21 protein-coding genes, 1 riboswitch and 1 other annotated feature are annotated in these 22,510 nt (G+C 39.4%); of the genes, 5 read left to right on the plus strand and 16 right to left on the minus strand.

The window, feature by feature from the left end:
* Positions 1-119: 119 nt before the first annotated feature.
* Positions 120-917, minus strand: coding sequence for a carbon-nitrogen family hydrolase (locus tag FLK20_RS12920; protein WP_152656990.1), 798 nt, complete (start codon positions 915-917; stop codon positions 120-122).
* 175 nt (positions 918-1,092) lie between these two features.
* Between FLK20_RS12920 and FLK20_RS12925 the strand changes: the two genes are divergently transcribed.
* A complete protein-coding gene (locus FLK20_RS12925) occupies positions 1,093-1,722 on the plus strand; it encodes an NUDIX hydrolase (protein WP_152656991.1) in 630 nt (209 codons plus the stop codon).
* A 138-nt stretch (positions 1,723-1,860) separates the two neighbouring features.
* Here the strand turns inward: FLK20_RS12925 and FLK20_RS12930 are convergent, their stop codons facing one another.
* Complete coding sequence (locus tag FLK20_RS12930) at positions 1,861-3,729, minus strand: ATP-dependent DNA helicase (RefSeq protein ID WP_152656992.1); 1,869 nt, start codon at positions 3,727-3,729, stop codon at positions 1,861-1,863.
* A gap of 447 nt (positions 3,730-4,176) precedes the next feature.
* Between FLK20_RS12930 and FLK20_RS12935 the strand changes: the two genes are divergently transcribed.
* Positions 4,177-5,238, plus strand: a complete 1,062-nt coding sequence (locus tag FLK20_RS12935) for an NAD(P)/FAD-dependent oxidoreductase (protein ID WP_152656993.1) — start codon at positions 4,177-4,179, stop codon at positions 5,236-5,238.
* An 83-nt stretch (positions 5,239-5,321) separates the two neighbouring features.
* Here FLK20_RS12935 and FLK20_RS12940 read toward each other — a convergent pair whose 3' ends face one another.
* The 9 genes from FLK20_RS12940 to FLK20_RS12985 all read right to left on the minus strand — a co-directional run bounded on the left by FLK20_RS12940 (position 5,322) and on the right by FLK20_RS12985 (position 14,338).
* Positions 5,322-6,188, minus strand: coding sequence for a Cof-type HAD-IIB family hydrolase (locus FLK20_RS12940; protein WP_152656994.1), 867 nt, complete (start codon positions 6,186-6,188; stop codon positions 5,322-5,324).
* 116 nt (positions 6,189-6,304) lie between these two features.
* Positions 6,305-7,696 carry an argininosuccinate lyase gene (gene argH, locus FLK20_RS12945; protein ID WP_152656995.1) on the minus strand — a complete coding sequence of 464 codons (1,392 nt, stop codon included), beginning with the start codon at positions 7,694-7,696 and terminating at the stop codon, positions 6,305-6,307.
* Positions 7,693-8,946 (minus strand): argininosuccinate synthase, encoded by a 1,254-nt coding sequence (locus tag FLK20_RS12950; RefSeq protein WP_152656996.1) that lies wholly within the window; start codon positions 8,944-8,946, stop codon positions 7,693-7,695. Before FLK20_RS12950 ends, argH begins: the two co-directional genes overlap by 4 nt.
* Positions 8,947-9,216: 270 nt before the next feature.
* Entirely contained in the window at positions 9,217-9,780 is a 564-nt protein-coding gene (locus FLK20_RS12955) for a GNAT family N-acetyltransferase (RefSeq protein ID WP_152656997.1), read from the minus strand.
* A 234-nt stretch (positions 9,781-10,014) separates the two neighbouring features.
* Entirely contained in the window at positions 10,015-10,428 is a 414-nt protein-coding gene (locus tag FLK20_RS12965; protein ID WP_152656998.1) for a GNAT family N-acetyltransferase, read from the minus strand.
* Positions 10,429-10,571: 143 nt separating this feature from the next.
* Positions 10,572-11,393, minus strand: coding sequence for a phosphate ABC transporter ATP-binding protein PstB (gene pstB, locus FLK20_RS12970; RefSeq protein ID WP_370453193.1), 822 nt, complete (start codon positions 11,391-11,393; stop codon positions 10,572-10,574).
* 65 nt (positions 11,394-11,458) lie between these two features.
* Complete coding sequence (pstA, locus tag FLK20_RS12975; RefSeq protein WP_152657000.1) at positions 11,459-12,349, minus strand: phosphate ABC transporter permease PstA; 891 nt, start codon at positions 12,347-12,349, stop codon at positions 11,459-11,461.
* Position 12,350: 1 nt separating this feature from the next.
* Positions 12,351-13,295 (minus strand): phosphate ABC transporter permease subunit PstC, encoded by a 945-nt coding sequence (gene pstC, locus FLK20_RS12980; protein WP_152657001.1) that lies wholly within the window; start codon positions 13,293-13,295, stop codon positions 12,351-12,353.
* 80 nt (positions 13,296-13,375) lie between these two features.
* Entirely contained in the window at positions 13,376-14,338 is a 963-nt protein-coding gene (locus FLK20_RS12985; protein WP_152657002.1) for a PstS family phosphate ABC transporter substrate-binding protein, read from the minus strand.
* A 428-nt stretch (positions 14,339-14,766) separates the two neighbouring features.
* Positions 14,767-15,036, plus strand: a binding site (T-box leader).
* Positions 15,037-15,128: 92 nt separating this feature from the next.
* Between FLK20_RS12985 and FLK20_RS12990 the strand changes: the two genes are divergently transcribed.
* The gene (locus FLK20_RS12990) at positions 15,129-15,977 is read left to right on the plus strand and encodes an SAM hydrolase/SAM-dependent halogenase family protein (protein ID WP_152657003.1); all 849 of its coding nucleotides are present in this window, start codon (positions 15,129-15,131) and stop codon (positions 15,975-15,977) included.
* Positions 15,978-16,044: 67 nt separating this feature from the next.
* Here FLK20_RS12990 and FLK20_RS12995 read toward each other — a convergent pair whose 3' ends face one another.
* From FLK20_RS12995 to FLK20_RS13015, 5 genes are all read right to left on the minus strand, one after another.
* Positions 16,045-16,734, minus strand: coding sequence for an ABC transporter ATP-binding protein (locus tag FLK20_RS12995; protein ID WP_152657004.1), 690 nt, complete (start codon positions 16,732-16,734; stop codon positions 16,045-16,047).
* A gap of 6 nt (positions 16,735-16,740) precedes the next feature.
* Positions 16,741-17,808, minus strand: a complete 1,068-nt coding sequence (locus tag FLK20_RS13000) for an ABC transporter permease (protein WP_152657005.1) — start codon at positions 17,806-17,808, stop codon at positions 16,741-16,743.
* 141 nt (positions 17,809-17,949) lie between these two features.
* Complete coding sequence (locus FLK20_RS13005) at positions 17,950-18,888, minus strand: aminoglycoside phosphotransferase family protein (protein WP_152657006.1); 939 nt, start codon at positions 18,886-18,888, stop codon at positions 17,950-17,952.
* A gap of 31 nt (positions 18,889-18,919) precedes the next feature.
* A complete protein-coding gene (def, locus tag FLK20_RS13010) occupies positions 18,920-19,477 on the minus strand; it encodes a peptide deformylase (protein ID WP_152657007.1) in 558 nt (185 codons plus the stop codon).
* Positions 19,461-19,661, minus strand: a complete 201-nt coding sequence (locus FLK20_RS13015) for a helix-turn-helix transcriptional regulator (protein ID WP_152657008.1) — start codon at positions 19,659-19,661, stop codon at positions 19,461-19,463. The genes def and FLK20_RS13015 overlap by 17 nt, the downstream gene beginning before the upstream one ends.
* A gap of 437 nt (positions 19,662-20,098) precedes the next feature.
* On the opposite strand from FLK20_RS13015, the gene FLK20_RS13020 reads away from it, so the two are divergent.
* Both FLK20_RS13020 and FLK20_RS13025 read left to right on the plus strand, forming a co-directional pair.
* Positions 20,099-21,208 (plus strand): YibE/F family protein, encoded by a 1,110-nt coding sequence (locus tag FLK20_RS13020; RefSeq protein WP_152657009.1) that lies wholly within the window; start codon positions 20,099-20,101, stop codon positions 21,206-21,208.
* Positions 21,205-21,987, plus strand: coding sequence for a YibE/F family protein (locus tag FLK20_RS13025; RefSeq protein WP_152657010.1), 783 nt, complete (start codon positions 21,205-21,207; stop codon positions 21,985-21,987). Before FLK20_RS13020 ends, FLK20_RS13025 begins: the two co-directional genes overlap by 4 nt.
* 357 nt (positions 21,988-22,344) lie before the next feature.
* Positions 22,345-22,461: riboswitch (SAM riboswitch) on the plus strand.
* Positions 22,462-22,510: the final 49 nt, after the last annotated feature.

Consider the following 22,510-nt stretch of genomic DNA (forward strand, 5'->3'; position numbering starts at 1 on the left):
TGATTTCCAGCGGGACGAGTAATCGCAAAAGCTCTTTGGTGGGACGAGTAATCGCAGTCCCAGTCCTAATGAAGTTAATCAATCCGCCCCTTTCAGACTTGACTTGTACGTTTTCTTATTTATTTCCAGCCCCGATACATTTCCGGCACCCTGGTTGTAAATACAGGAACGTCCTTGCGTATGCGTGCTACGTTTGAAGTGGTTATTGTCTCAACAAGTGTTTCTTCCTGCTTTTCTGATCCTTCTTTGACAATTGTTCCCCATGGATCAACAACTAACGATGTACCGCAAAATTCCACCCCATCATAAGCTCCTACCCGATTACTGGATATCACGTAGCATTGATTTTCAATCGCTCTCGCCAATTGAAGTGCCTTCCAATGATCCTTACGTGCTGAAGGCCATTCTGCCACAATGTAAATCACTTCTGCTCCGGCCAGAGCTAATTCCCGGGCTATCTCCGGGAAACGCAGATCATAGCAAATAAACAATCCCATTTTGATACCATCTATTTCAAAGACACGCGCCTGCTCTTTTCCTCCTGTTAAATACGCCGGTTCATTTAACATGGGGACCAGATGAATTTTATCATACGCATAGACCTCTTCCCCCTCGTTATTAACAACCAGTGCTGTATTATAGATGGCACCATCTACTTTATTAGCAAATGAACCGCCAATAATATGCACATGATAGGTTTTAGCCAACTCTTTCAAAAAACCTCTCGTAGGTTCTCCGTTCAAATCGGCAATTTGATCTAATTGATCCAAGGTGTAGGATGTCGTCCACATCTCCGGGAGAACAATCATATCAGGTTTGTCTTCCTTCACCTGCTTTTTCAGCCATTCCTTTATCCGCCTGCGATTACTTTCCGGATCACCAGGAATAATATCCATTTGATAAATAGCATGCTTCATTTTTATACACACCTTTCTTTTTATTCTTCATTTTATCATCTTATGTATCAGAACAGGTGTCAACTGGCACACATATATATATGATAGATTCCAGCCGATATACATGACAGTAAGACAAAAGCATACTAGAATGGAATTAGCATTTGTTACGAACGATTATAAGGGAGGATACGGCATGCAGATAGAAAATATTCTAAACGAATTAAAAGATCGTACTCCTGCACTAATGGGACATCAGCACTTTAAACGATCTTCTGTTCTAATTCCTTTGGTTGAAATAAGCGGGGAAACACATATACTCTTTGAAGTGCGCTCCATGACGTTAAGAAACCAGCCAGGAGATGTTTGTTTTCCTGGAGGGCGTGTAGATCCGGAAGATAAAAGCCCAAATGATACTGCTATCCGGGAAACGGCTGAAGAACTGGGCATTACGGAACAGGATATATCCGAACCGATCCCTCTGGATTATATTGTGAATGATTTAGGGAGGATTATTTACCCTTTTATCGGAAAGCTTCAGAACATAGAAAGCATTACACCCAACCCTGATGAAGTGGATCATATTTTTACCGTTCCCATCTCCTTCTTTTTAGAGAATGACCCAGAGAGATATAAGGTGCATCTGGAGATACAGCCTGAGGATAACTTTCCTTACCACCTTATAGTTGGCGGAGAGGACTATGAATGGCGAGTCAGAGCCCTGGAAGAGCTTTTCTACCGCTATAATGACAAAACAATCTGGGGGCTGACCGCTAAGATTTTAACGCACTTTATCAGCTTGATCAAAACGGAAAAGGACCGCTAATACGAATTTAACAGCAGTTATTAAAATGAATATTATCAAAAAGGAAAAGCTCCTGAGCCTTGTCAGCACGCTTTATTTGTTTTATCCACAATAAAAAGCTCTACTCAGCTATACATTGCTGAATAGAGCTTTTCATTCCTATGCTTCTTTCCAAATATGAACAATTCCTTTGTCATGCTCTGTACGAATTAACCGGCCGATGCCTTGCTTTAAACGAAGCTGCATATAAGGTAAATCAATGTCTTCATATGCATTTTTTACATGCTTACGTTTTGCTTTAAACACCGGATCATCGGGAGGATATGGCAGAGAAGCGATGATAACCTGCGTTAATGCTTCTCCCGGTATATCCAGCCCTTCCCATAAATGATAGGCACAAAGGGTAGATGGCTCATTTAGCTGAAAATCACGCACAATTTCACTGATTTCTTTGTCCCCTTCAAACAATAAGTCAAAGGACCAGCTTCCCACCTCTGCCCATTTTCGGAATGCCTGCATCTCTTCTTCGGAACGGAATAAAATCAGGCTGTGCCCTCCGTTATCCTGAAGCTGTTTGGCAATACCCTGATATTTTTCTGCTTCATCCGTAAAGGTATGTTCTTTTATCGTACGGACTTCCTCATAAGCAAATGGGGATTCGACAGAAAACGACTCATACGCATCCACCCCTAAACTCTTGGCAATATAAGAAAAGTCTCCATCTTGTGAAAGGGTTGCTGAAGAAAATATAAACGGAATATTTTTCTGGAATACTTCTTCCCGAAGAACATCCTCAACCAATCTCGGCATGATGACCAGACTGCTTTCATCACCGTCTTCCTCTAACCAGTAAACTCCTTCATCGTCCTTCAAGAAAATCGATAAACCATACGTGAAAAATTCCAGATACTCCTCAATAATCTTTGTGTGATATGCGTCCATTGTAAATAGCTCCGCATCAAAGACAAGCTGTTCTAATAATTCCTGGACCATTTTCTCCAATTGAACAGCCATTTCTTTCATTTTTGTATCTCTTGGGATTTCGAGTCGATTCGATCCTTCTACACGAACAGCTGCCTCTGCTATATAATCAAACCAGTCATCATGGAGTGCCATAATATCTTCTGCCAATTGCAGAGACTCTTCCCGGACATCCTGCCCCTGATACCCCGTTAAGACATTTGTGATATTTTGATAGTTAAAGCGGTAGGTCAACCCTTTTTGTGCGGAGAACTCTAATAAATGCCCTTCATCAAACACAACAGCACTTGCTTCTGGAAGCAATGGCAGCTGACCTTCCCTGATTCGTGATTCCTTCGTCCAAACATGCTCCATATAAAAGTCATGCGAACAAATAATCAGATCCTGTGCATGGCGATAGTAATCACGATGCAATGTCTGGGCGCTGCGATGTCTAAAGTCACAGGTTGTGCATTGTCTCAATGGATCCCAGCCAATTTGTTCCCATTGTTTATCAGAAAGCCAAGGATAATCCTTCCGATCTCCATAAGGATAAAAAGACTGCATGGAGATACCCTGATCAAAAACAAAATCCGGAACAGCGTCATATACATCTAAAATTTCTTCATCCTCTGTATATTCGGACAACGGGTCCAGCTTCTTCATACACAAATAGTTTTCACGCGCTTTCGCCAAACGGACATCTACCTTTAAGTCCAGTGCTTTTTCAAGCTTATCAATATCTCCGCCTTCTTTAACCAGCTGTTCAATCAACGTTTCATCGGCACAGGAAATAATGACAGGCTTTCTCAGATAACGGGCATAACAAATGGCATATAAGAGATAGACAATGGTTTTCCCCGTGCCAACACCAGCCTCTGCAAAAATGGTCTTTTTATGTTTAAAAGCCTGCTCCAGCTGAAATGCCATATAAATTTGTTCATCACGCAGCTCAAAGCCTTGTTCCGGTAAAATATCATAAAAAACATCGCCGATATAATCTCCCAGACGATCAAAAAATTGCTCGTTTTTTGCTACGGTAAATGGGATTGATTTCATTCCTGCCATAGGCAACTCCTTTTCTATTCTGTATCTATTAAAATTATTTTATGAATTAAAGCATACTCTTCATCGTACCATTATATCTAAATTTCTAGCAAGTTATTCTTTTCTTTTTCTATGAAATTATTTTATCATATATGCTCCATTTTAAGAGCATGATGCTAAAGAAAGCTTAGTTGTCACCAAGCTCTCAGGGTGACAATCCTAGTCAGGTTTGAGACCAAGACTGTGATTACTCGTCCCACCGAAGCGCTTTTGCCGTTACTCGCCCCCTCAAAACCATTGCTAAAATTTTATACATTCCTAACGTTTAAAAATAAATCAATTTTTCTGAATAAATTATCCTTTTATCATTTGAGAACTACTGTCTTATTCCTGATGACATCGCCTTCATAATTTGTTACGCTAGTATTGGAAAAAGAATGTGTTTTATATGAATAAGGGGTGTACATAATGAAAAAAGTTGTTCTTGTTGGAGGTGGATACGGCGGTGTCAAAACGCTGCTTGGCCTTCTAAGCCAAACATTGTCCGATGATATACACATAACTGTTATTGACCGTAATCCGTTTCGTTCACTAAAAACTGAGTTCTATGCAATTGCAGCCGGGACCTCAGCAGATCATGATGTTCGTGTTGACTTCCCCGAAGATTCCCGCGTGAAATATATCTTTCGGGAAATCACAAAAATTGATGTAGAAAATAAACAGATCATGATTCAAGATGAAGATTCCATTGTTCCTTATGATTATTTAGTTATCGGACTGGGCTGCGAGGACAATTATCATGGAATCACAGGGGCAGAAGAATTCACAGAGAGTGTCCAAACCTTTGCAAAAGCTCGTAAAGCAGGCGTTGCAGTAGGAAATTTAAAGGCTTATGGAAAAGTTTCCGTGATTGGTGCAGGACTAAGCGGAATTGAGGTTGCTTCGGAAATTCGGGAAAGCCGGCCAGACTTAAATATCCGCCTTCTTGACCGGGGAAATACCGTTTTAAAAACGCTGGACAGCAAAATTCAGTCCTATGTAGAAAAATGGCTGGCCGAAAATAATGTGGATGTGATCCATAATTCAACCGTAGAATATGTAGAACAGGATGGTGTATGCAATAATGGCGTATGCTATTTAAATGATGTAACTATCTGGACAGCAGGCGTACAGCCCAACTGGCTTGTACGCGCACTTCCATATAGAAAAGATATACATGGAAAAATTGTTGTTAATGATTTTTATCAGGTTCCAGAGGACCCCTCGGTATATGTTCTGGGAGATTGTGCATCCAGTGAATATTCACCAAGTGCGCAGCTTGCCGGACTGCAGGGCGAGCAAATCGCAGAGGTTCTTCTCGCTGTTTTAAACGAAAAACAGCCGAAGAAGCCAAAACCGCTAAAATTAAAAGGAACCCTGGGCTCCCTTGGTAAATCAGACGGCTTTGGAAATATGGCTAAAAAACCAATGACAGGTTTGTTGCCGAGACTCGCAAAATCTGGTGTACTGTGGTTAAGCAAACGTCATTAATTTTTACCGGGTCCAATTATTTCCAAGTATTTTCCTGACGTGTAAAAATGCCGAGCGGCTTCTGTTCCTGCCCGGCATTTTTCTTATTTATTTAATTGCTCCAGCATTTCTTCAATGGCTTTCGCTACACCATCTTGATGGTTTGTCGCCGTTTCATATTGACATAGATTCTTTATTTGATCCGAAGCATTGCCCATCGCTACTCCACGGCCAGCCATTTCCAGCATACTCACATCATTCCAGTTATCACCCATTGTCATCACATCCTGCATAGACCAGCCGCTATCCTCAATATAATTTTGAATAGCCAGTCCCTTTTGAGCTTTCGGATGATTAAATTCCAGATTCATCTCTCCAGAGGAAGTAATCACTGCTCCAGTCTCATCGCGAAGCTTTCTTTTTGCTTCCTCCAGCTGCTTCTCTTCAAAAGCAAAGGTAAGAATTTTATAAATTTCTATATCCTTATCGCTAGATACTAACTGTAAATCTTCCACAAAAGAAACTTCTTCTAATTGAAATCGCTGCTCCACCATTTCACGAATTTCCTGCTCTGACATATTTGGATGGGATAAATGCAGCAAATCAATAAGCACATCTAAAAAATGCTCCCTGCTTTCTGAGAAGATACCTTTATCGGTAAACAATTCTACATACATCCCCAGCTTCGTGCATGTATCAGCAATTCGTGCAGCTACCTGCTTATCCATAGGGATACTATTGATTACTTTTCCATTTTCCTGATACGTAACTGCCCCATTTAAGCTGATTATCGGACAAGTAATTCCGACTGCTTGCAGTGGAATATTGGCAGCCGGATAAGACCTGCCTGTCGCTACAATAAACTCAATTCCTTGCTCCATTGCTTTTTTCACTGCTTGCGCATTCGCCTCACTGATTACACCATTTTCATTCAGTAAGGTTCCATCCATATCTGATGCAATTAATTTCATTATACATAACCGCCTTTTCGACATTAGAAAAACTTAGATTCGTAGCATTTTAACGTAAAACAAAGGAACTCATCCGTTATTTTTATGAGTTCCATTCATTTTACTTTTCATATTCACTATACCTTATCTGCACCAGATGATTCCAATAATTGCTCTGCCTTTTCGATTTGATCTAATACACTCTGTTTTGCCGTACCGCCGGCAGCTGCTCTTGCATTAACTACTGTTTCCGGCTTCAGCGCTTCAAAAATATCCTCTTCAACAACATCCGAATATTGTTTGAATTCCGCCAGGCTCAAATCGAGCAGATACTTACCTGCTTGAATACAGTTTAAAACAACCTGTCCGACAACAGCATGAGACTCACGGAAGGTCAGCCCTTTATTCACCAGATAATCTGCTAAATCTGTGGCATTAGAATAATCATTTGAAACTGCCTTGTACATGCTTTCTTTCTTTACTGCCATGGATTCAATCATTCCGGCGAAGAGCTGCAATGCACCTTTCAATGTCTCATGAGAATCAAACATACCTTCTTTATCCTCTTGCATATCTTTATTATATGCGAGCGGCAAGCCTTTTAACGTCGTCAGCATCCCAAGCAGATTGCCATAGAGGCGTCCTGTTTTTCCGCGGACAAGCTCTGCTACATCCGGGTTTTTCTTTTGCGGCATCATACTGCTTCCTGTCGTATAGGAATCATCCAGCTCGACAAAATTAAATTCGGCGCTTGACCACTGTACCAATTCTTCACAGAGACGTGATAAATGTGTACCAATTAAAGAGCCATTGGAGAGAAATTCCACTACAAAATCACGATCACTGACTGCATCCAGACTGTTTTCGCAAATTCCATCAAAATCAAGCTGATCCGCTACAAAGCTGCGATCAATCGGGAATGTTGTCCCTGCCAATGCTCCGGCACCTAACGGCGATTTATTAACACGCTTCAAGCTATCCTCCAGGCGCTCTACATCACGCTGAAACATAAATACATATGCCATCATATGATGCGCAAATAAGACCGGCTGCGCACGCTGCAGGTGCGTATATCCCGGCATAATCGTATCAATGTTTGTCTTAGCCTGACCGATAAGCGCCTGCTGAACAGACTTTAACAGCACAATTAACTCTGAAATTGCCTCTCGTGCATACAGACGCATATCCAAAGCTACCTGATCATTTCTACTGCGTCCAGTATGAAGCTTACCTCCCACAGGACCAATCTCTTCAATCAGCAGTCTCTCCACATTCATATGAATGTCTTCATCTGCTTCAGACAGCACAGCTTCTCCTGCTTCAATCTTGCTCAGAACCTTTTTTAAGCCTTCTGTGATTTGCTCTGCATCAGCTGCTGGAATAATATCACATTTCTTCAGCATCGCTACATGAGCCAGACTTCCTTTAATATCATATTTTGCTAACTTCTGGTCAAAACGAATCGACGAGGTATACTCGTCGACTAGTTCATTCGTTGGTTTTGTAAATCTTCCACCCCATAATTTCACGGTTTAACAGCTTCCTTTACTTCAAGTTTTACTTTCTCAATCGAGTTATTTTCTTGAGGTCCATTTACAGATGCGTGTACCTGTGTCGGCAGTCCCCATAGCTTAACAAATCCTAATGCTGCATCATGATCAAACGCATCAGCTTTATTGTAAGTTGCTAAGTCAAAGTCATATAAAGAGTTTTCTGACTCTCTGCCGACAACCTGTGCATGACCTTTATACAGCTTTACTTTTACTGTACCAGAAACATGCTCCTGTGTCTTGTCAATAAAGGCTTTTAATGCTTCTGTCAATGGAGAATACCATAAGCCGTAATAAACAGCCTGCGACAGCTTTTGTTCAACAATCGGCTTAAATTCCGCTACTTCACGAGGCAATGTCAATGCTTCCAGCTCCTGATGTGCATTGATTAATGTCATCGCAGCTGGTGCCTCATAAATTTCTCTTGATTTAATTCCTACTAAACGGTTTTCCACATGGTCAATTCTTCCAACACCATGTTTTCCGGCAATCTCATTCAATGTAAGAATTAGTTCATCTAAATCTAATTTCTTTCCATCTAATGAAACAGGCTTCCCTTGTTCAAATGTAATTTGTACCGTTTGCGGTTCATCTGGTGCATCCACTGGATCCTGTGTTAAATCATATGCATCCTTTGGTGCTTCTTCCCATGGATCCTCTAAAATACCACATTCATTACTTCTTCCCCACAGGTTTTGGTCAATACTATATGGGCTGTCCTTTTTAATCGGAACCGGAATACCATGTTCTTTCGCATATTCAATTTCTTCTTCCCTTGACATTGCCCACTCACGAACCGGTGCAACAATTTTTAACTCAGGGTTTAATGCAGTAAAGGCAACATCAAAACGAACCTGATCATTACCTTTTCCAGTACAGCCATGTGCTACAGCGACTGCTCCTTCTTCTGCTGCAATATCCACCAGTATTTTTGCGATCAACGGACGGGATAATGCGGAGATTAAAGGATATTTTCCTTCATAAAGCAGATTGGCCTGCAATGCCGGCAGTACATATTCCTCCGAATAAAGTTTTTTCGCATCAATCACATATGATTTAATAGCACCAACGTCCAGCGCTTTTTGCTTCACGAACTCTAAATCTTTTCCTTCTCCTACATCTAATGCTACTGCAATGACATCATAATTATATTTATCCTGTAGCCACTTCACCGCCACAGATGTATCTAATCCTCCAGAATAAGCTAAAACGATCTTGTCTTTTGCCACTTAAAAAATCCCCTCTCGATAAATGTGCTATTATCGAATTATTATGCATCATTATGTATAATAATGCAATAGGTAATTTGAATTTTTTTTATTTTTTTGCGGAATTCTACTCCTGTCCAGCCAATACACGTAGTTTCAGGCTTTTTTATTTATTTTACAGAAAGATAGATGAGCGTTTGTTCAGAAAAATATTCTGTTACGGGCAATTAATTTATGTATATTTTTCTGAATAGGCTAGGTTTGCGTTACAAATTGATAGTTCTTAAAAAATCAGAAGTTAATTCCAGTTAATCTTTTCCCCATGATTACTTGCAGGTTATCCTGTGAAATAACTGGAGCATCCTTTTTAATACATTCCCAGCCTTTCTTTGAATACAGATTCATCGCAGGCTTATTCTTCATACCAGTTGTTAATACAGCAGTTTTGCAATTTGTTTTCACCAATAACGCATCGTGCAGTTTACTTGCAACACCGAGGCGTTTATAGGAATCATTTACTGCCAGCTCAACAAATTCAAAGCAGTCAGATAGCCAGCTATCTATTTTATTTTCTGAGAGCTGACCGGCAATTTTTTCTCTATAAAACTGTTTTGACAAGCTTGTATAGCCATATGCAAAACCGATTATGCTCCCTTGTTCATCTTTGGATTTCAATCCGATAAAGCCTTCATAAGCGGCATGCTTTCTAATATTTTTCATAGCATATTTCTTATCCGCAAGGGAATATTCCTCTGTTAAAAAAGTCATACAATATAGTTCTGCGATTTTTTCCATATCTGGATCATCACTGTAAAAATAACCAATTTTTATATTTTCTTTCTGGTTGAGCATCATTCCTTTCTTTTTTCTCGCTATCAAAAATATACTTTTTTCAGCTCCATATTATTAAAATGGAAAAAAGACGCCCCTAAACAGAGCGCCTGCATAAGCATTTAGATTTTCCCGACAGCGTTACTTTCCGAATCTTCTCCGGCGATTAAATCAAAGCCTTTTTGATACGTATTTTTTGCTTCCAGCTCTTTTTTCTGTTCTTCTTTTCGTACCATTGCCGTCACCTCATGTTGCACATTAAGTATTAAGCTTTGCAAAGGCGACCGCGTCCCCCTGATCACATGACTGGAAACCATTCTTTTCATAATAACGTCTTGTATTAGGGGCTTCCTCTGTTAATAACACGGTCTGACGCACATTTGCATATCTTTTCAGCACACCCCGCATTAAATTCGATCCAATTCCTTGATTTTGGTATGCTTTTTTCACAAGAATATCTTGAATATAAAGAATAGATAGCCCATCTCCTACTGCTCGCAGCAAGCCAATTAATTCCTCTTCATGCCAGGCAGTTGAAACATAGAGTGAATTCGCTACGGATTGCTGCAGCTTATCGGGATCCTTTGTATAAGCAGACCAGCCGACATCTGCATAGAGTGCTTTTAGAGACTGTTTATCTAATTGTTTAATTTCCAAATAATGAACCTTCATTCCTTGTCACCCTCCCCACTTTTCTTATCCTTTCTTTCAGTATATAAGAAGTTGTATGAAACGGAAAAGAATCCGCTTACATTTATAAAACAAAAAAGAATGACCCATAAAAGCCATTCTTAAGCAGTCTTTATTCTATTCACTTATCCAAAACGTCCGGAAATGTAATCTCCAGTACGCTCATCTGTCGGGTTATTAAAAATATGGTCGGTATTATCATATTCAATAATTTCCCCGTTTAAGAAGAATGCTGTCTTATCCGAAATACGCGCTGCCTGCTGCATATTATGCGTTACGATAACAATAGCATAATCCTTCTTCAATTCCTGTACAAGCTCCTCAATGCGTAAGGTTGATTTTGGATCTAATGCTGATGTCGGCTCATCCATTAAAATAACATTCGGCTCAACTGCTAAACAGCGGGCAATACATAAACGCTGCTGCTGTCCACCGGATAACCCGTAGGCATTATCATTAAGACGATCCTTTAACTCATCCCAGATAAATGCACCGCGTAAGCTTTTTTCAACAATCTCATCAAGAATTTTTTTATTTTTAATGCCATGGATTTTAGGGCCATAAGCAATATTTTCATAAATGGATTTCGGAAATGGATTTGCTTTTTGAAAAACCATACCTACCTGCGTTCGCAAATCTTCTACACGAAATGATTTATCTAAAATATTTTTCCCTTTATATGTGATCTGACCGGATGTTTTTACAATCGGCACCAATTCAACCATGCGGTTCAACGTCTTCAAATACGTCGACTTTCCACATCCGGATGGTCCAATAATTGCGGTCACTTCTTTTTCCTTAATTTCCATATTAATATTTTTTAAAGCATGTGTTTCTCCATACCATAAGTTTAAACCTTTTGTATCGTAAACCACTTCTTTTTCTGCTTCCGGTTCGTTGTTTTCATTTGGATTTCTTACAAGCTTTAGATTTATTTTTTTCTCCATTACCGTACTCATAAAATAGTCTCCTCTCTTTTTTAACCAATCAGATTCCGTATCATCCTCTTTGTTTAGTAACGCTGCTGAAATTTATTTCGAATCAGGATAGCAATCGAGTTTAGCAAGAACAGTAAAATCAATAGCACAATGATCGTTGCTGCTGCTAAATTTGCATATTCTGCTACAAGAGATGAATCAATCGTCCAGTAATAAATTTGCATCGGTAATGCTGTAAATGTATCAAAAATACCCGATGGAAACGGAATTAATAAAGCTGGTATACCAAGAACGGTTAATGGAGCTGTTTCCCCAATCGCACGCGATAAAGCTAAAATCGCTCCTGTTAAAATTCCGGGTAAAGCTGCTGGAAGAATGATGCGGCGTACTGTCTGCCACTTTGTTGCTCCCATGCCATAGGATGCCTCACTAAGCTGTCCCGGCACAGCGCGTAATGCTTCTTGTGCTGCCACAATAACAATTGGCAGGACAAGTAAAGATAGTGTTAATCCACCTGCCAGGATAACATTGCCAAACTCTAAAGCACGGACAAATAATGTCAAGCCTAATAATCCATATACAATCGATGGAACACCCGCTAGGTTTGAAATATTTGTAGCAATAAAGGATTGAAGCTTGCCTTTCTTTGCATAAAGCTCCAGATAAATTGCTGTGCCTACACCAATGATCATGGTTACGGGAATAACAACCACCATCAGCCATGCTGTTCCTAAAATAGCTCCCATAATCCCTGCTCTGCTTGCATCAGTGGATAAATGATTCATCAAAAAATCAATATTGATGTATTCCATTCCCTGTGTAAAAATACGAACGAGTAATATTGCCAGTACCACCAGGCCAAATAATGTGGAGGCGAAGAAAAGCCCCTTCCAGCCTGTATTTTTTCTCACGCGTGATGACATACGCTTTTCAACAAGCTGTGCATCCATATATTTCGTTGTCATCTTAGTATTCCTCCCTAAACTTACGTGAAATATACTTTGCCAATAAATTCATGATTAGCGTGAAAACAAATAGTGTGAAAGCAACGGCATAAAGACTGTAATAAATCGTTGTTCCTGCTGCCGCTTCCCCGCCGGCTACCTCTACAATATAAGCAGTCATTGTCTGCATAGACTGTGTAATATCAAAGGTGAAATTCTTAGAGCTTCCGCTTGCAATAGCTACAATCATCGTTTCTCCTATTGCCCGGGAAATACCAAGCACAAAGGAGGCGATAATTCCTGACAACGCTGCTGGAATAACGACCTTAAAGGTTGTCTCAAGCTTCGTCGATCCAAGTGCTAAGGCTCCTTCTCTGATAGAATTCGGAACAGAGGACATCGCATCCTCTGACAGCGAAGCAATCATTGGAATAATCATCACACCCATGATGATTCCCGGACTAAGAATATTTGTCGCTTCAATAGAAGGAAAGATCATTCTTAGTAAAGGTGTTACAAATGTAAATGCAAAAAAACCATAAACAATCGTTGGCACGCCGGCTAAAATTTCCAACAATGGCTTTAACACTCTTCGTACATTATCAGGAGCATACTCACTTAAATAAATTGCCGACATCATCCCGATCGGTCCAGCTACCAGCATGGCAATAACGGTCGAGATAATGGTTCCATTCAGCAAAGGAAGTACACCAAATTCCGGATTTTGACTTAACGGCTTTAATATCGTTCCTGTAAAAAAATCAAGAATAGGCACATTCCGGAAAAACGCAACCGATTCAGCAAATAAAGTATAAACAATCCCAATTGTTGTAAGAACCGATATCGAAGCAATAATTAATAACAGGCTTGGTATCAACCGTTCCAATTGATTAAAGAATTTACGCTTCTTTTTTTGTTGTTCAATCATTTCACTAACCGACATACGGTTCTTATTACTTGTAGCCATGATACGACAGCCACCTTCCATTTCTTTAAATAAGAGGAAGATGAGGGCTTTAATCACAAACCCCTCATCTATCTCCTTTTTTATTCAATTCCTTCTAAAGCTTCCAGCTGAGACGCTGCTTCCTCATCAGGAATCGGTGCAAATCCAGTCTCACCAGCAAAATTATTTGTGTTTTCTAAAACATATTTTGCATAATCAAGCACTTCCGGTTTCTCCTGGGCATGATTTACATTCAAGTAAGTGAACACCGGGCGCGTATAATCTGCATAAGGTCCATCTTCTGCAATGGTATCCAGAGAAGGTTCAACTGCTCCCTCTCCAAAATCAATAGATACTGCATTAATCGTATCCTGATTGCTTTGGTAGTAACCAAACCCGAAGAATCCAATCGCATTCTCATCTTCAGAAATCAGTGTTACTAATGTTGAATAATCCTGTTGAAGGTCAATCCCTTCTGCCAGGTCTTGCTCTTCTAAAATTTCTTCGTAAAAGAATTCATATGTCCCATGATTTTCATTTGGACCATACGTCTTAATATCTTCGCTTGGCCAGGAATCGTCAATATCTGACCACTGTTTATATTCACCAAGGAAGATCCCCTGCACCTGCTCTGGTGTTAACTCTGTCGCCCAGTCATTACCTGGATGCGTTACAATAGTTAAACCATCCAGAGCAACCTTTAGCTCCTGAACTTCAATACCTAATTCATCCGCTTTTGCTTGTTCTTCCTCTTTTATTTCTCTTGATGCATCATTAAAGTCTGTCCCATTTTCGATCAGGAATTTTTCAAAGCCTGCGCTTGTCCCGGCACGACTTACTTCCACGGAAACACCTTGCTGCTCATTTATCATATACTCTTCAGCTAAACGCGCCATTAACGGGTATACAGTACCTGAACCGTCAATTGCAACACTGCCAGATAACTCTTCACTTCCACCAGATTCAGAATCCCCTGCACTATCTGCATCATCTGAACCGCCGCATGCTGCTAAGAAAATTAAAGTAGAAACAAAAAAGAATAAAGTAAAACGTTTAAAGCTCATCAAAGGATCCCCCTTAAAATTATCTGCATTAATTAGTATGATTTACTGGACATTTCTTCTCTGTCCTTACTTTGAAGTATAGAGAAGAATTATTAATATAGTTTGTTGTTAATGTAAAGAGTATGTAAATTATTTTTAGGGGCTATTAGGGAATTAGAATAACTTATTCGGTACTCATCCTTCATCATGGGGGACTTATTCCTTTTAATGCTTGTCCTATTTAATGAATGAAAGAGCTATTTACTTCTCTTAACTATCCTATGCACAGATATTTCATTTATCATTCAAATCCACAAACCTCAGAAGTATCTTGATATATAATAGATAAAACAAACCAGCTATTTCGACTTTTATCATTTTTCTAAAAAGCGCTTGCTTTTTAGATTTACATTACTTATAATGACAATAATTCGCATTTTGTTATTTATGAAAAGGCATTGAAGAGGAAAAGTAAGGTTCATCTATTTTTTCACAGAGAACTTCGGCAGCTGAAAAGAAGTAAAAATAAGAATCTGAACAATGGCCTCTGAGCTTCGTACTGAAAGTATCTATAGATATGAGTAGGTTCCGACGAGATTTGGTACTCGTTATCCATACCACAGTATAAAAGCTTTATGCTTTCGTACTTGATGAGGCTGTATGTGTGAGCATATGGTAAAATAAGGTGGTACCACGTAAATTCCAACCACGTCCTTATCGTTATTTCGATATGGACGTGTTTTTTTTAGTTTCTAAAGAAGCAGCCACTCATCGCCAAAAAAGCAGACTAGCGTAAATTAGGAGGATTTAAATGGGCAGAAATTTAGTAATTCAAACAGACTTTGGTATTAGTGATGGAGCAGTCAGTGCAATGTATGGAGTGGCACTTTCCGTTGATTCCTCGCTTCGGGTATTCGATCTGACACATGATATTCCGCAATACAATATTTGGGAGGGGTCTTATCGTTTATATCAAACTTTACCGTATTGGGCGGAAGAGACTGTTTTTATCTCTGTTGTCGACCCTGGAGTTGGAACCTCCAGATTAAGTGTTGTCGTAAAAACGGTTGATAATCAATATGTTGTGACACCAGATAATGGGACACTTACACATATTAAAAAGGATATCGGAATTAAGGAAGCAAGAATTATTGATGAAAAAACGAATCGCTTACCCAAATCAGGAGAATCTTATACTTTTCATGGCCGTGATATTTATGCGTACACTGGAGCCAGACTGGCCTCAAACACCATTACCTTTGAAGAAGTCGGACCTGCTATGGATGTAGACGATATTGTTGAATTAACCAAACCGGAAGCATATATAGAAGATGAGATTATCCACGGTAACATCGATATATTAGATATTCGCTTTGGTAATCTATGGACGAATATCAGCAGAGAATTATTCCAGGAAATTAATGTTGCGCACGGGGATGCTTTTGAAGTCACTATCGCCACCAACCGCCAGCAAATATACAAAAATATTATGACATACAGACATTCCTTTGCCGAAATCCGGCTTGGCGAGCCATTATTATATGTGAATTCATTAGATAATTTAGGAGTAGCTATCAACCAGGGCTCCTTTGCTAATGCGTATCATGTTGAAACAGGCCCTCATTGGCGAATTATTATTCGTAAAGCTTCAAAAATATAAAGTGAAATATGTAAAAAGTGCTGCGTTTTTTAGAAAACTGGAAATCGCAGCACTTTTTCTGTGGTCATTATATCATATGATGTATTTTTTCCTGCAATTCCAGCTTACCATCTATCATCTTATATACTTTATCACAATCATCGATCAGCCGTGTATCATGTGTCACAACAATGGTTGCCTTCTGCTTTTCTTTTGTAATTTCTTTCAGCATATTCATTACTTCAAATGCACGATCAGAATCAAGGGAAGCAGTCGGTTCATCCGCTAAAATAATACTTGGATTGGTGTAAAGTGCTTTGGCAATTGCAACCCGCTGTTTTTCCCCGCCGGATAAATCCTTCGGGAAATGGTGGAGCAGATGCTCAATTCCCAAGGTTTGATAAAGGGTTTCTGCTTCCTCTTTCCGCATATTTCCTTTCTTTACCTTATTTAGCAGCTGCATCTGCTGACCGACATTTAAATAAGGAACCAGATTAGATGCTTGTAAAACAAAGCCGATCTCCTTCAATCTTAATTTCGCACGTTTTTTCTCTGCCAAATCCGCCAAAGCTGTACCATTAATCATCACTTCTCCACTCGTTGGTGTCTGCAATCCGCCGGCAAGACTTAAAAATGTACTTTTTCCCGAGCCAGAGGGACCAATTACAGCAATTAATTCCCCTTTCTCAGCTTCAAAATCCGTTTTTTTCATAGCTTCCACTTTTGTTCTGCCAGAACCAAAGATTTTCTGCACTTTTTTTAATTCCAGAATAGACATGCTTCCTTAACCTCCTATTGCCTTTAACGGATCAATTCTTACGATGGTCTGTACAGAGATAAATGCTCCAATTACCGAAACAGCAATCAAAACAATTCCATAAATCAACATTTCGATATAATTAAAGGCCACCGGAACGGCTGCCGGCAGGAATAATCCCGTCACTACTGCAAGAACCACTCCAATCCATACACCAGCTAAAGAAAGTAAAAACGTTTGCCCTATCACAGAACGCGCCAAGTATCCGGATGATATACCCTGCGCCTTCATCACTCCAAAAATACTTATCTTTTGAATGGTAAGCACATAGAGAAAAATTGCCAGTACCACGGCAGAAATAATAAATAGAAAATATATCATCCATGTCAGTGTCAAATTTTGTTCCGTATAGCCCGGTAAATTCTTGATAAATATTTCTGTATCGACAACCTGTAAAGCTTCATCTGTCTCTACCCTGCCTAAGTTATCTGTACGAATAACAAAGGCATTCACTGCATCGTCTGCTTCTTCCACCGTTTCCCCATATTGAAGTGTCTCCAGTGTATTCCGGTCTGTGAACAGTACAGGCGCTGCATTAAATCGTGCTTTGTCCGTAAATCCGACAATTTCTAACGTTTCATCAGTGGAAGATAAAGAAAGCTCATCCCCTATTGCAAAGCCATTTTCTTTTAAGGTATCATCAGCAATCACCTCGCCTGCATCCATAAAAACATTTCCTTCTGTAACGGCTGGCATGATAAAGGAATCTTCTTTTACTGCAAAGATGTATACATTTTCTTTTTCAGTTCCGTTACTCGCAATCGCACTTAATTGCGTTAACTCCGTATATTCATCAACTCCATTGCCATCAAAATCATCTGCAGACAGGATGGACTGCTGCAAACGCAAATCCGCTTCTTCTGTCAGAATAATTCCATCCGCTTCCCATTTATCTACAGCTTCCCGATTTAGTTGCTCCAACCCATTGGCCAGACCAGATAAAAAGAAAACAAGATAAGAAATAAGCACCAAAACACCAGTAACCAATAAAAAACGCAGCTTGTTATTCTTTATTTCATTCCAAGCTAAAAACATGACTTCACTTCCCTTTATCTTCTTTACAAATACCTTTGCTTATTTCCTTTTCAGCACATTTTTAACTTTGTGTCACAAAATTTTATCGCAATTCCACCGGAAACATTTGTGCGTCGAGCCCCTATTGAATGAAGCTTCACTTTAGTTATTGTCGTTTGTTAATTCTGTCAGGTAACCGATAATTTTAGCTTTTTCTTGTGTATCAAGCTCTTCATATAACAGCTGCTCCGTAAACTCCCAAATATCCTCCAGTCTCCGCCTCAATTGATAAAAAGCAAGAGCATCTTCATTTATTTGATAATTTTCATGATATTGCCGATAGACTTCCATAAAACGCTTAAAATAAGGCTTATCTACGAGAGACATTATATCCGCTTCAGCAGGAGCCAATTTTAAACCTTCCCAATCAATTAACAACAGATTTTCCGACTGCATCAAATTCCAATGATGGAGGTCTGTATGACATAGCACCTTGCTCATAGAAGCCGATTGCAGCTTTTCTGATAGCTCTTTTATGCTTCTGATCCATCTGGCTATTCTTTCCCGATGCTCACGCAGAAATAAAGATAACTCTCCCGGAACATGCTCCGCTTTGTCATGAAGCACCTCCTCCAATTCTTCTAAAAAGGATACCACAAAGTTTTCTGTCAGAGCTCCCGTTGGAAAAGGGATTTCCTTACCAAATGCGTGGAGTGCAGCAATGATATGTGCCAATTCATCTACCTGCTGTTTTGTTAAATCCCGTTCACCAATTGTTTCCCCATCAATAAAAGGATACAGCAAATAAATATTTTCCTCATCTTCCCATTTGTAATTCCCCTCCTTTGTTTGTAACGGAACAGAAATCTTTCTTTTTAAATCACTATTATTTTCCAGCCAGACGACAATGGGTACATATTGGTCGATCAATGCTGTTAATTTTGATGTGGAAGCCCGGTGCTTTTCATATACTTTCAAAAAATAAATAGCATCCCTTGCTTTTATTTCAAAGGCAAGCGATGCCCATCCACCCTGTTTTGACTGGATTTGAATCGGTTCAATACCGTATTCTGCCTGTAGCATTGTATTCCATTTATTCATTTCGATACCTCTTTTCAGAAAAGTTTGAGTCCTATTGCAAGTTCAAAAAGATCCTTTCTTTATCAATACGGTCAAAAAACATAATCCCATCCAGATGATCCATTTCATGCTGAACCAGAATGGCACTATATCCTTTGAAGGTATAAGTGCGCTTTTCTCCCTCTATATCAAAAGCCTGCACCTTTATTCTTTCATAACGCGGCACATGTCCATGTATTTCTCTATTTACTGACAGACACCCTTCCCCCTCCGGAAGGTAAATCGTATTTGCGGAATGGCTGAGCAGCTTAGGATTAATCAGCTTTAATTCGATTGTCTCGCCCTTTTCTGTCTGGTATAGTGCGGCAAACATCCTTTTATTGATACCGACTTGATTTGCTGAAAGCCCGGAACCCGGTCTTAGTTTATATTTTCTTGCCATTTCCGGATCCTGGCTGTTTTTTAAATACGTCAGCATACACTCCAGCTCTGTTTTGGTTTCCTCTGAAACTGGCATGCTGACAGGATTCAACCGTTTTCTTAAAATAGAAGCTCCCTCTTTTTTTATATCCTTCATTGTAATCCGGTACCCTCTATGAAATTTCGTCATAAATAAACACCTCTTCCAGATTTTTATCGAGTGCTCTCGATATTTTAAAAGCAAGCTCTAAGGTTGGATCATATTTGTCATTTTCTACACAGTTAATCGTTTGTCTGGAGACACCGCAAAGCTTAGATAGTTTTTCCTGCGTTATATTCGATTGTTTTCTTAATACTTTTATCAGATTTTTCATTTTCTAAGCTCCTTTATGTCAAATCTTTTTGACAAAATTGTAGCATATCCCCTCACAAAATGTCCAAACTTTTTGACAAAATAAGATATCTTATTCCTTTTTAGTGCATACTAGCGGGAGAAGGATGAGACAAATTCTACTCTCTTGTATCGTGCACTACATCCAAAAATTTTCCGGAGCTATACGTGTCTCCTTCCTCTTAAAAGTGGTATCATAGTATATGTTTTCAGAAATACAAATAGGCACATTCTATTTTGCACGCTAGGAAAGGATAAAATTTCAGCTTTTGAAGTAATTCTGCCTAGTAAAAATTTTAAAGTACCTAGTATACGTACAACGGGTTTTGATGGGGCAAGTAATCGCAGTCCCACTTCCAGCCCCAACGAAGGCAATCCTGCGCTCTTCAGGCTCGGCTTGCCAAGTTTCCTTTAGGAGTGATGATATTGAAGACATGGTTGAAAAAGCGGACAAAGGCACAAATAATTACCGTTTGTCTTTTATTAACCGGCTTTATCGCATCGATGATTTTTATCAATAATAATTATGAATTATATGATCGGACCATTGTCCATATAACCGATATACAGGAAATAAGCAGGGAGACACAAACAGATACACATGGTAATGAAGATGAGCGTGTCATACAGCAGATCGAAGGAGAAATAAAGAATGGACCAGATAGAGGGGAAATCACTACTTTTCATAATGAATATACCCAGTCCCTGGCAATAGATTATGAGTTATCTGCAGGAGATGAGATTTTCCTTGCTCAGGATGGTGAAGCAACAGGAGATATAAAGCGGGATAAGTATTTTGTATTTGTAGCATGGATATTTTTAATGATCTTATTAGCTGTCGGTAAATCCAGAGGAGCTTTATCTGCACTGAGCCTGCTCGTCAACGCCGTGATTTTATCATTTGCATTAGACATCTATATCCAAAACCCAAGTATCAGCTTATCGCTTATTACACTTATCAGTATTATCATTTTTACAATATTGTCTTTACTGATGGCAACAGGCTTTAATGAGAAAACGTATACTGCAATTCTCACAACACTGCTGGGAACAGGGCTATCCCTGGTAATTGCTTATGCCGCGCTTCAATTTACAGGTGAACAGGGGCTGCGCTACGAAGAAATGGCTTTCTTAACCCGGAATCCGCAAACGATCTTTATGGCCGGGCTCCTGATTGGTTCTCTCGGAGCTGTAATGGATGTTGCGATTACTTTATCTGCTTCTATGTTTGAGATGTATGAGAAAAATAACCATATAAGCCTGGCAACATTAAAAAAGGCTGGATATGAAATTGGCAAGGATATTATGGGTACGATGACAAATATTTTATTTTTTGCCTATGTCAGCGGTTCGATTCCGATGCTGTTGATTTATTTTAAAAATGCGGCTCCATTTGGCTTTACCGTATCCATGAATCTATCTCTGGAACTGACACGTGCGTTGGTCGGCGGAATTGGTATTGTCCTGACTATTCCAATTGCGATTTACCTATCTATATTCTTTATCCGCAGAAAGCAGGCGAGATTATGAATGTACTTGTATTACTGGCAATCATCTTATTTATACTTATGGCTTGGATCGGCGGGATGAAGGGTGTACGCTCTTTTATTGCACTCTTTATCAACTTTATCATTGTACTGATGGCTGTATTTGTCATGAATGATCCGTCTGGAAATCCAATGATTATTGCACTTATCGCCTGTGGTTTTATCAGCGCAGTCAGCCTGTTCTTTATTAATCGGGTAAATAATAAAACCATGCTCGCTTTTTTAGCAACAATTGCAACCATGGTTATCCTCATCTCTTTCATTATTATTTTAACCGAGCAATCGATGATTTATGGACTTGGAGAAGAGGAATCCGGGGAAATAACAACATTCAATGTGCATATCGGGCTTAATTTTGTCCAAATCGCTACAGCTGTTATTATTATGAGCACCATTGGAGCGATTGTGGATACGGCTATTTCTATTACCTCCCCAATGCGGGAAATCCATGAACAGAATCCGGAGCTTTCCAGAAAAGATTTATTTTTAGCCGGCATCCGCATCGGCAGAGATATTTTAGGTACCAGTACCAATACATTATTCTTCGCATTTTTTGGCGGTTATATGGGGCTGTTAATTTGGTTTAAAGATTTAGAATACTCGATAGGCGATATTATCAACGCAAAAGTATTTAATGATGAAATGCTGACAATTCTTATTTCCGGTGTCGGGATTGCCTTGGTTATTCCTATTGCTTCGCTGATGAGTGCCTATTATTTAAAGAAGGAAAAGAAAGATATTATAGTGGATGATAAAGAATAGATAGAAGTAAATGAATGTAAGTCTTAGAGAAGTCCAAATGATGATTCCGCATGAAATACATTTGGGCTTCTCTAATTTTAACATAATTAAGCGAGAGGGCTCCCAATCATAGTGAATCCAGATAGGCTGAAAAGAATCCTAGAGGCACAAAAGTAAGAACAGAGGAGATTCATTGTTGGCAGCACATCGCTGTGACAACTGAGCTAACGTGAAGCGTTCATTCTTCGATACATTAAAAACCCCCTCTCCAAATTTTTATTAAAAATGAAGGGGCGGGAGTATTCATTTCAACTCATTCCGAAAAAGATTGACTTTTCCTATATTTCATATTAAAATATAGCGACAGTTACATAAGAACTCTTATTGAGAGCGGCAGAGGGACTGGCCCGATGAAGCCCGGCAACCTTTCTAGAAAAGATTCTAAAAAAGGTGCTAAATCCTGCAAAGTGTACAATCTACTTTGGAAAATAAGAGAGGACATTTCGTAAATGAATCTTTTCAACCTCTCTAGCACGAAATAGAG

The sequence above is a fragment of the Oceanobacillus sp. CFH 90083 genome (assembly GCF_009389585.1).
Taxonomy (GTDB): Bacteria; Bacillota; Bacilli; order Bacillales; family Amphibacillaceae; genus Oceanobacillus.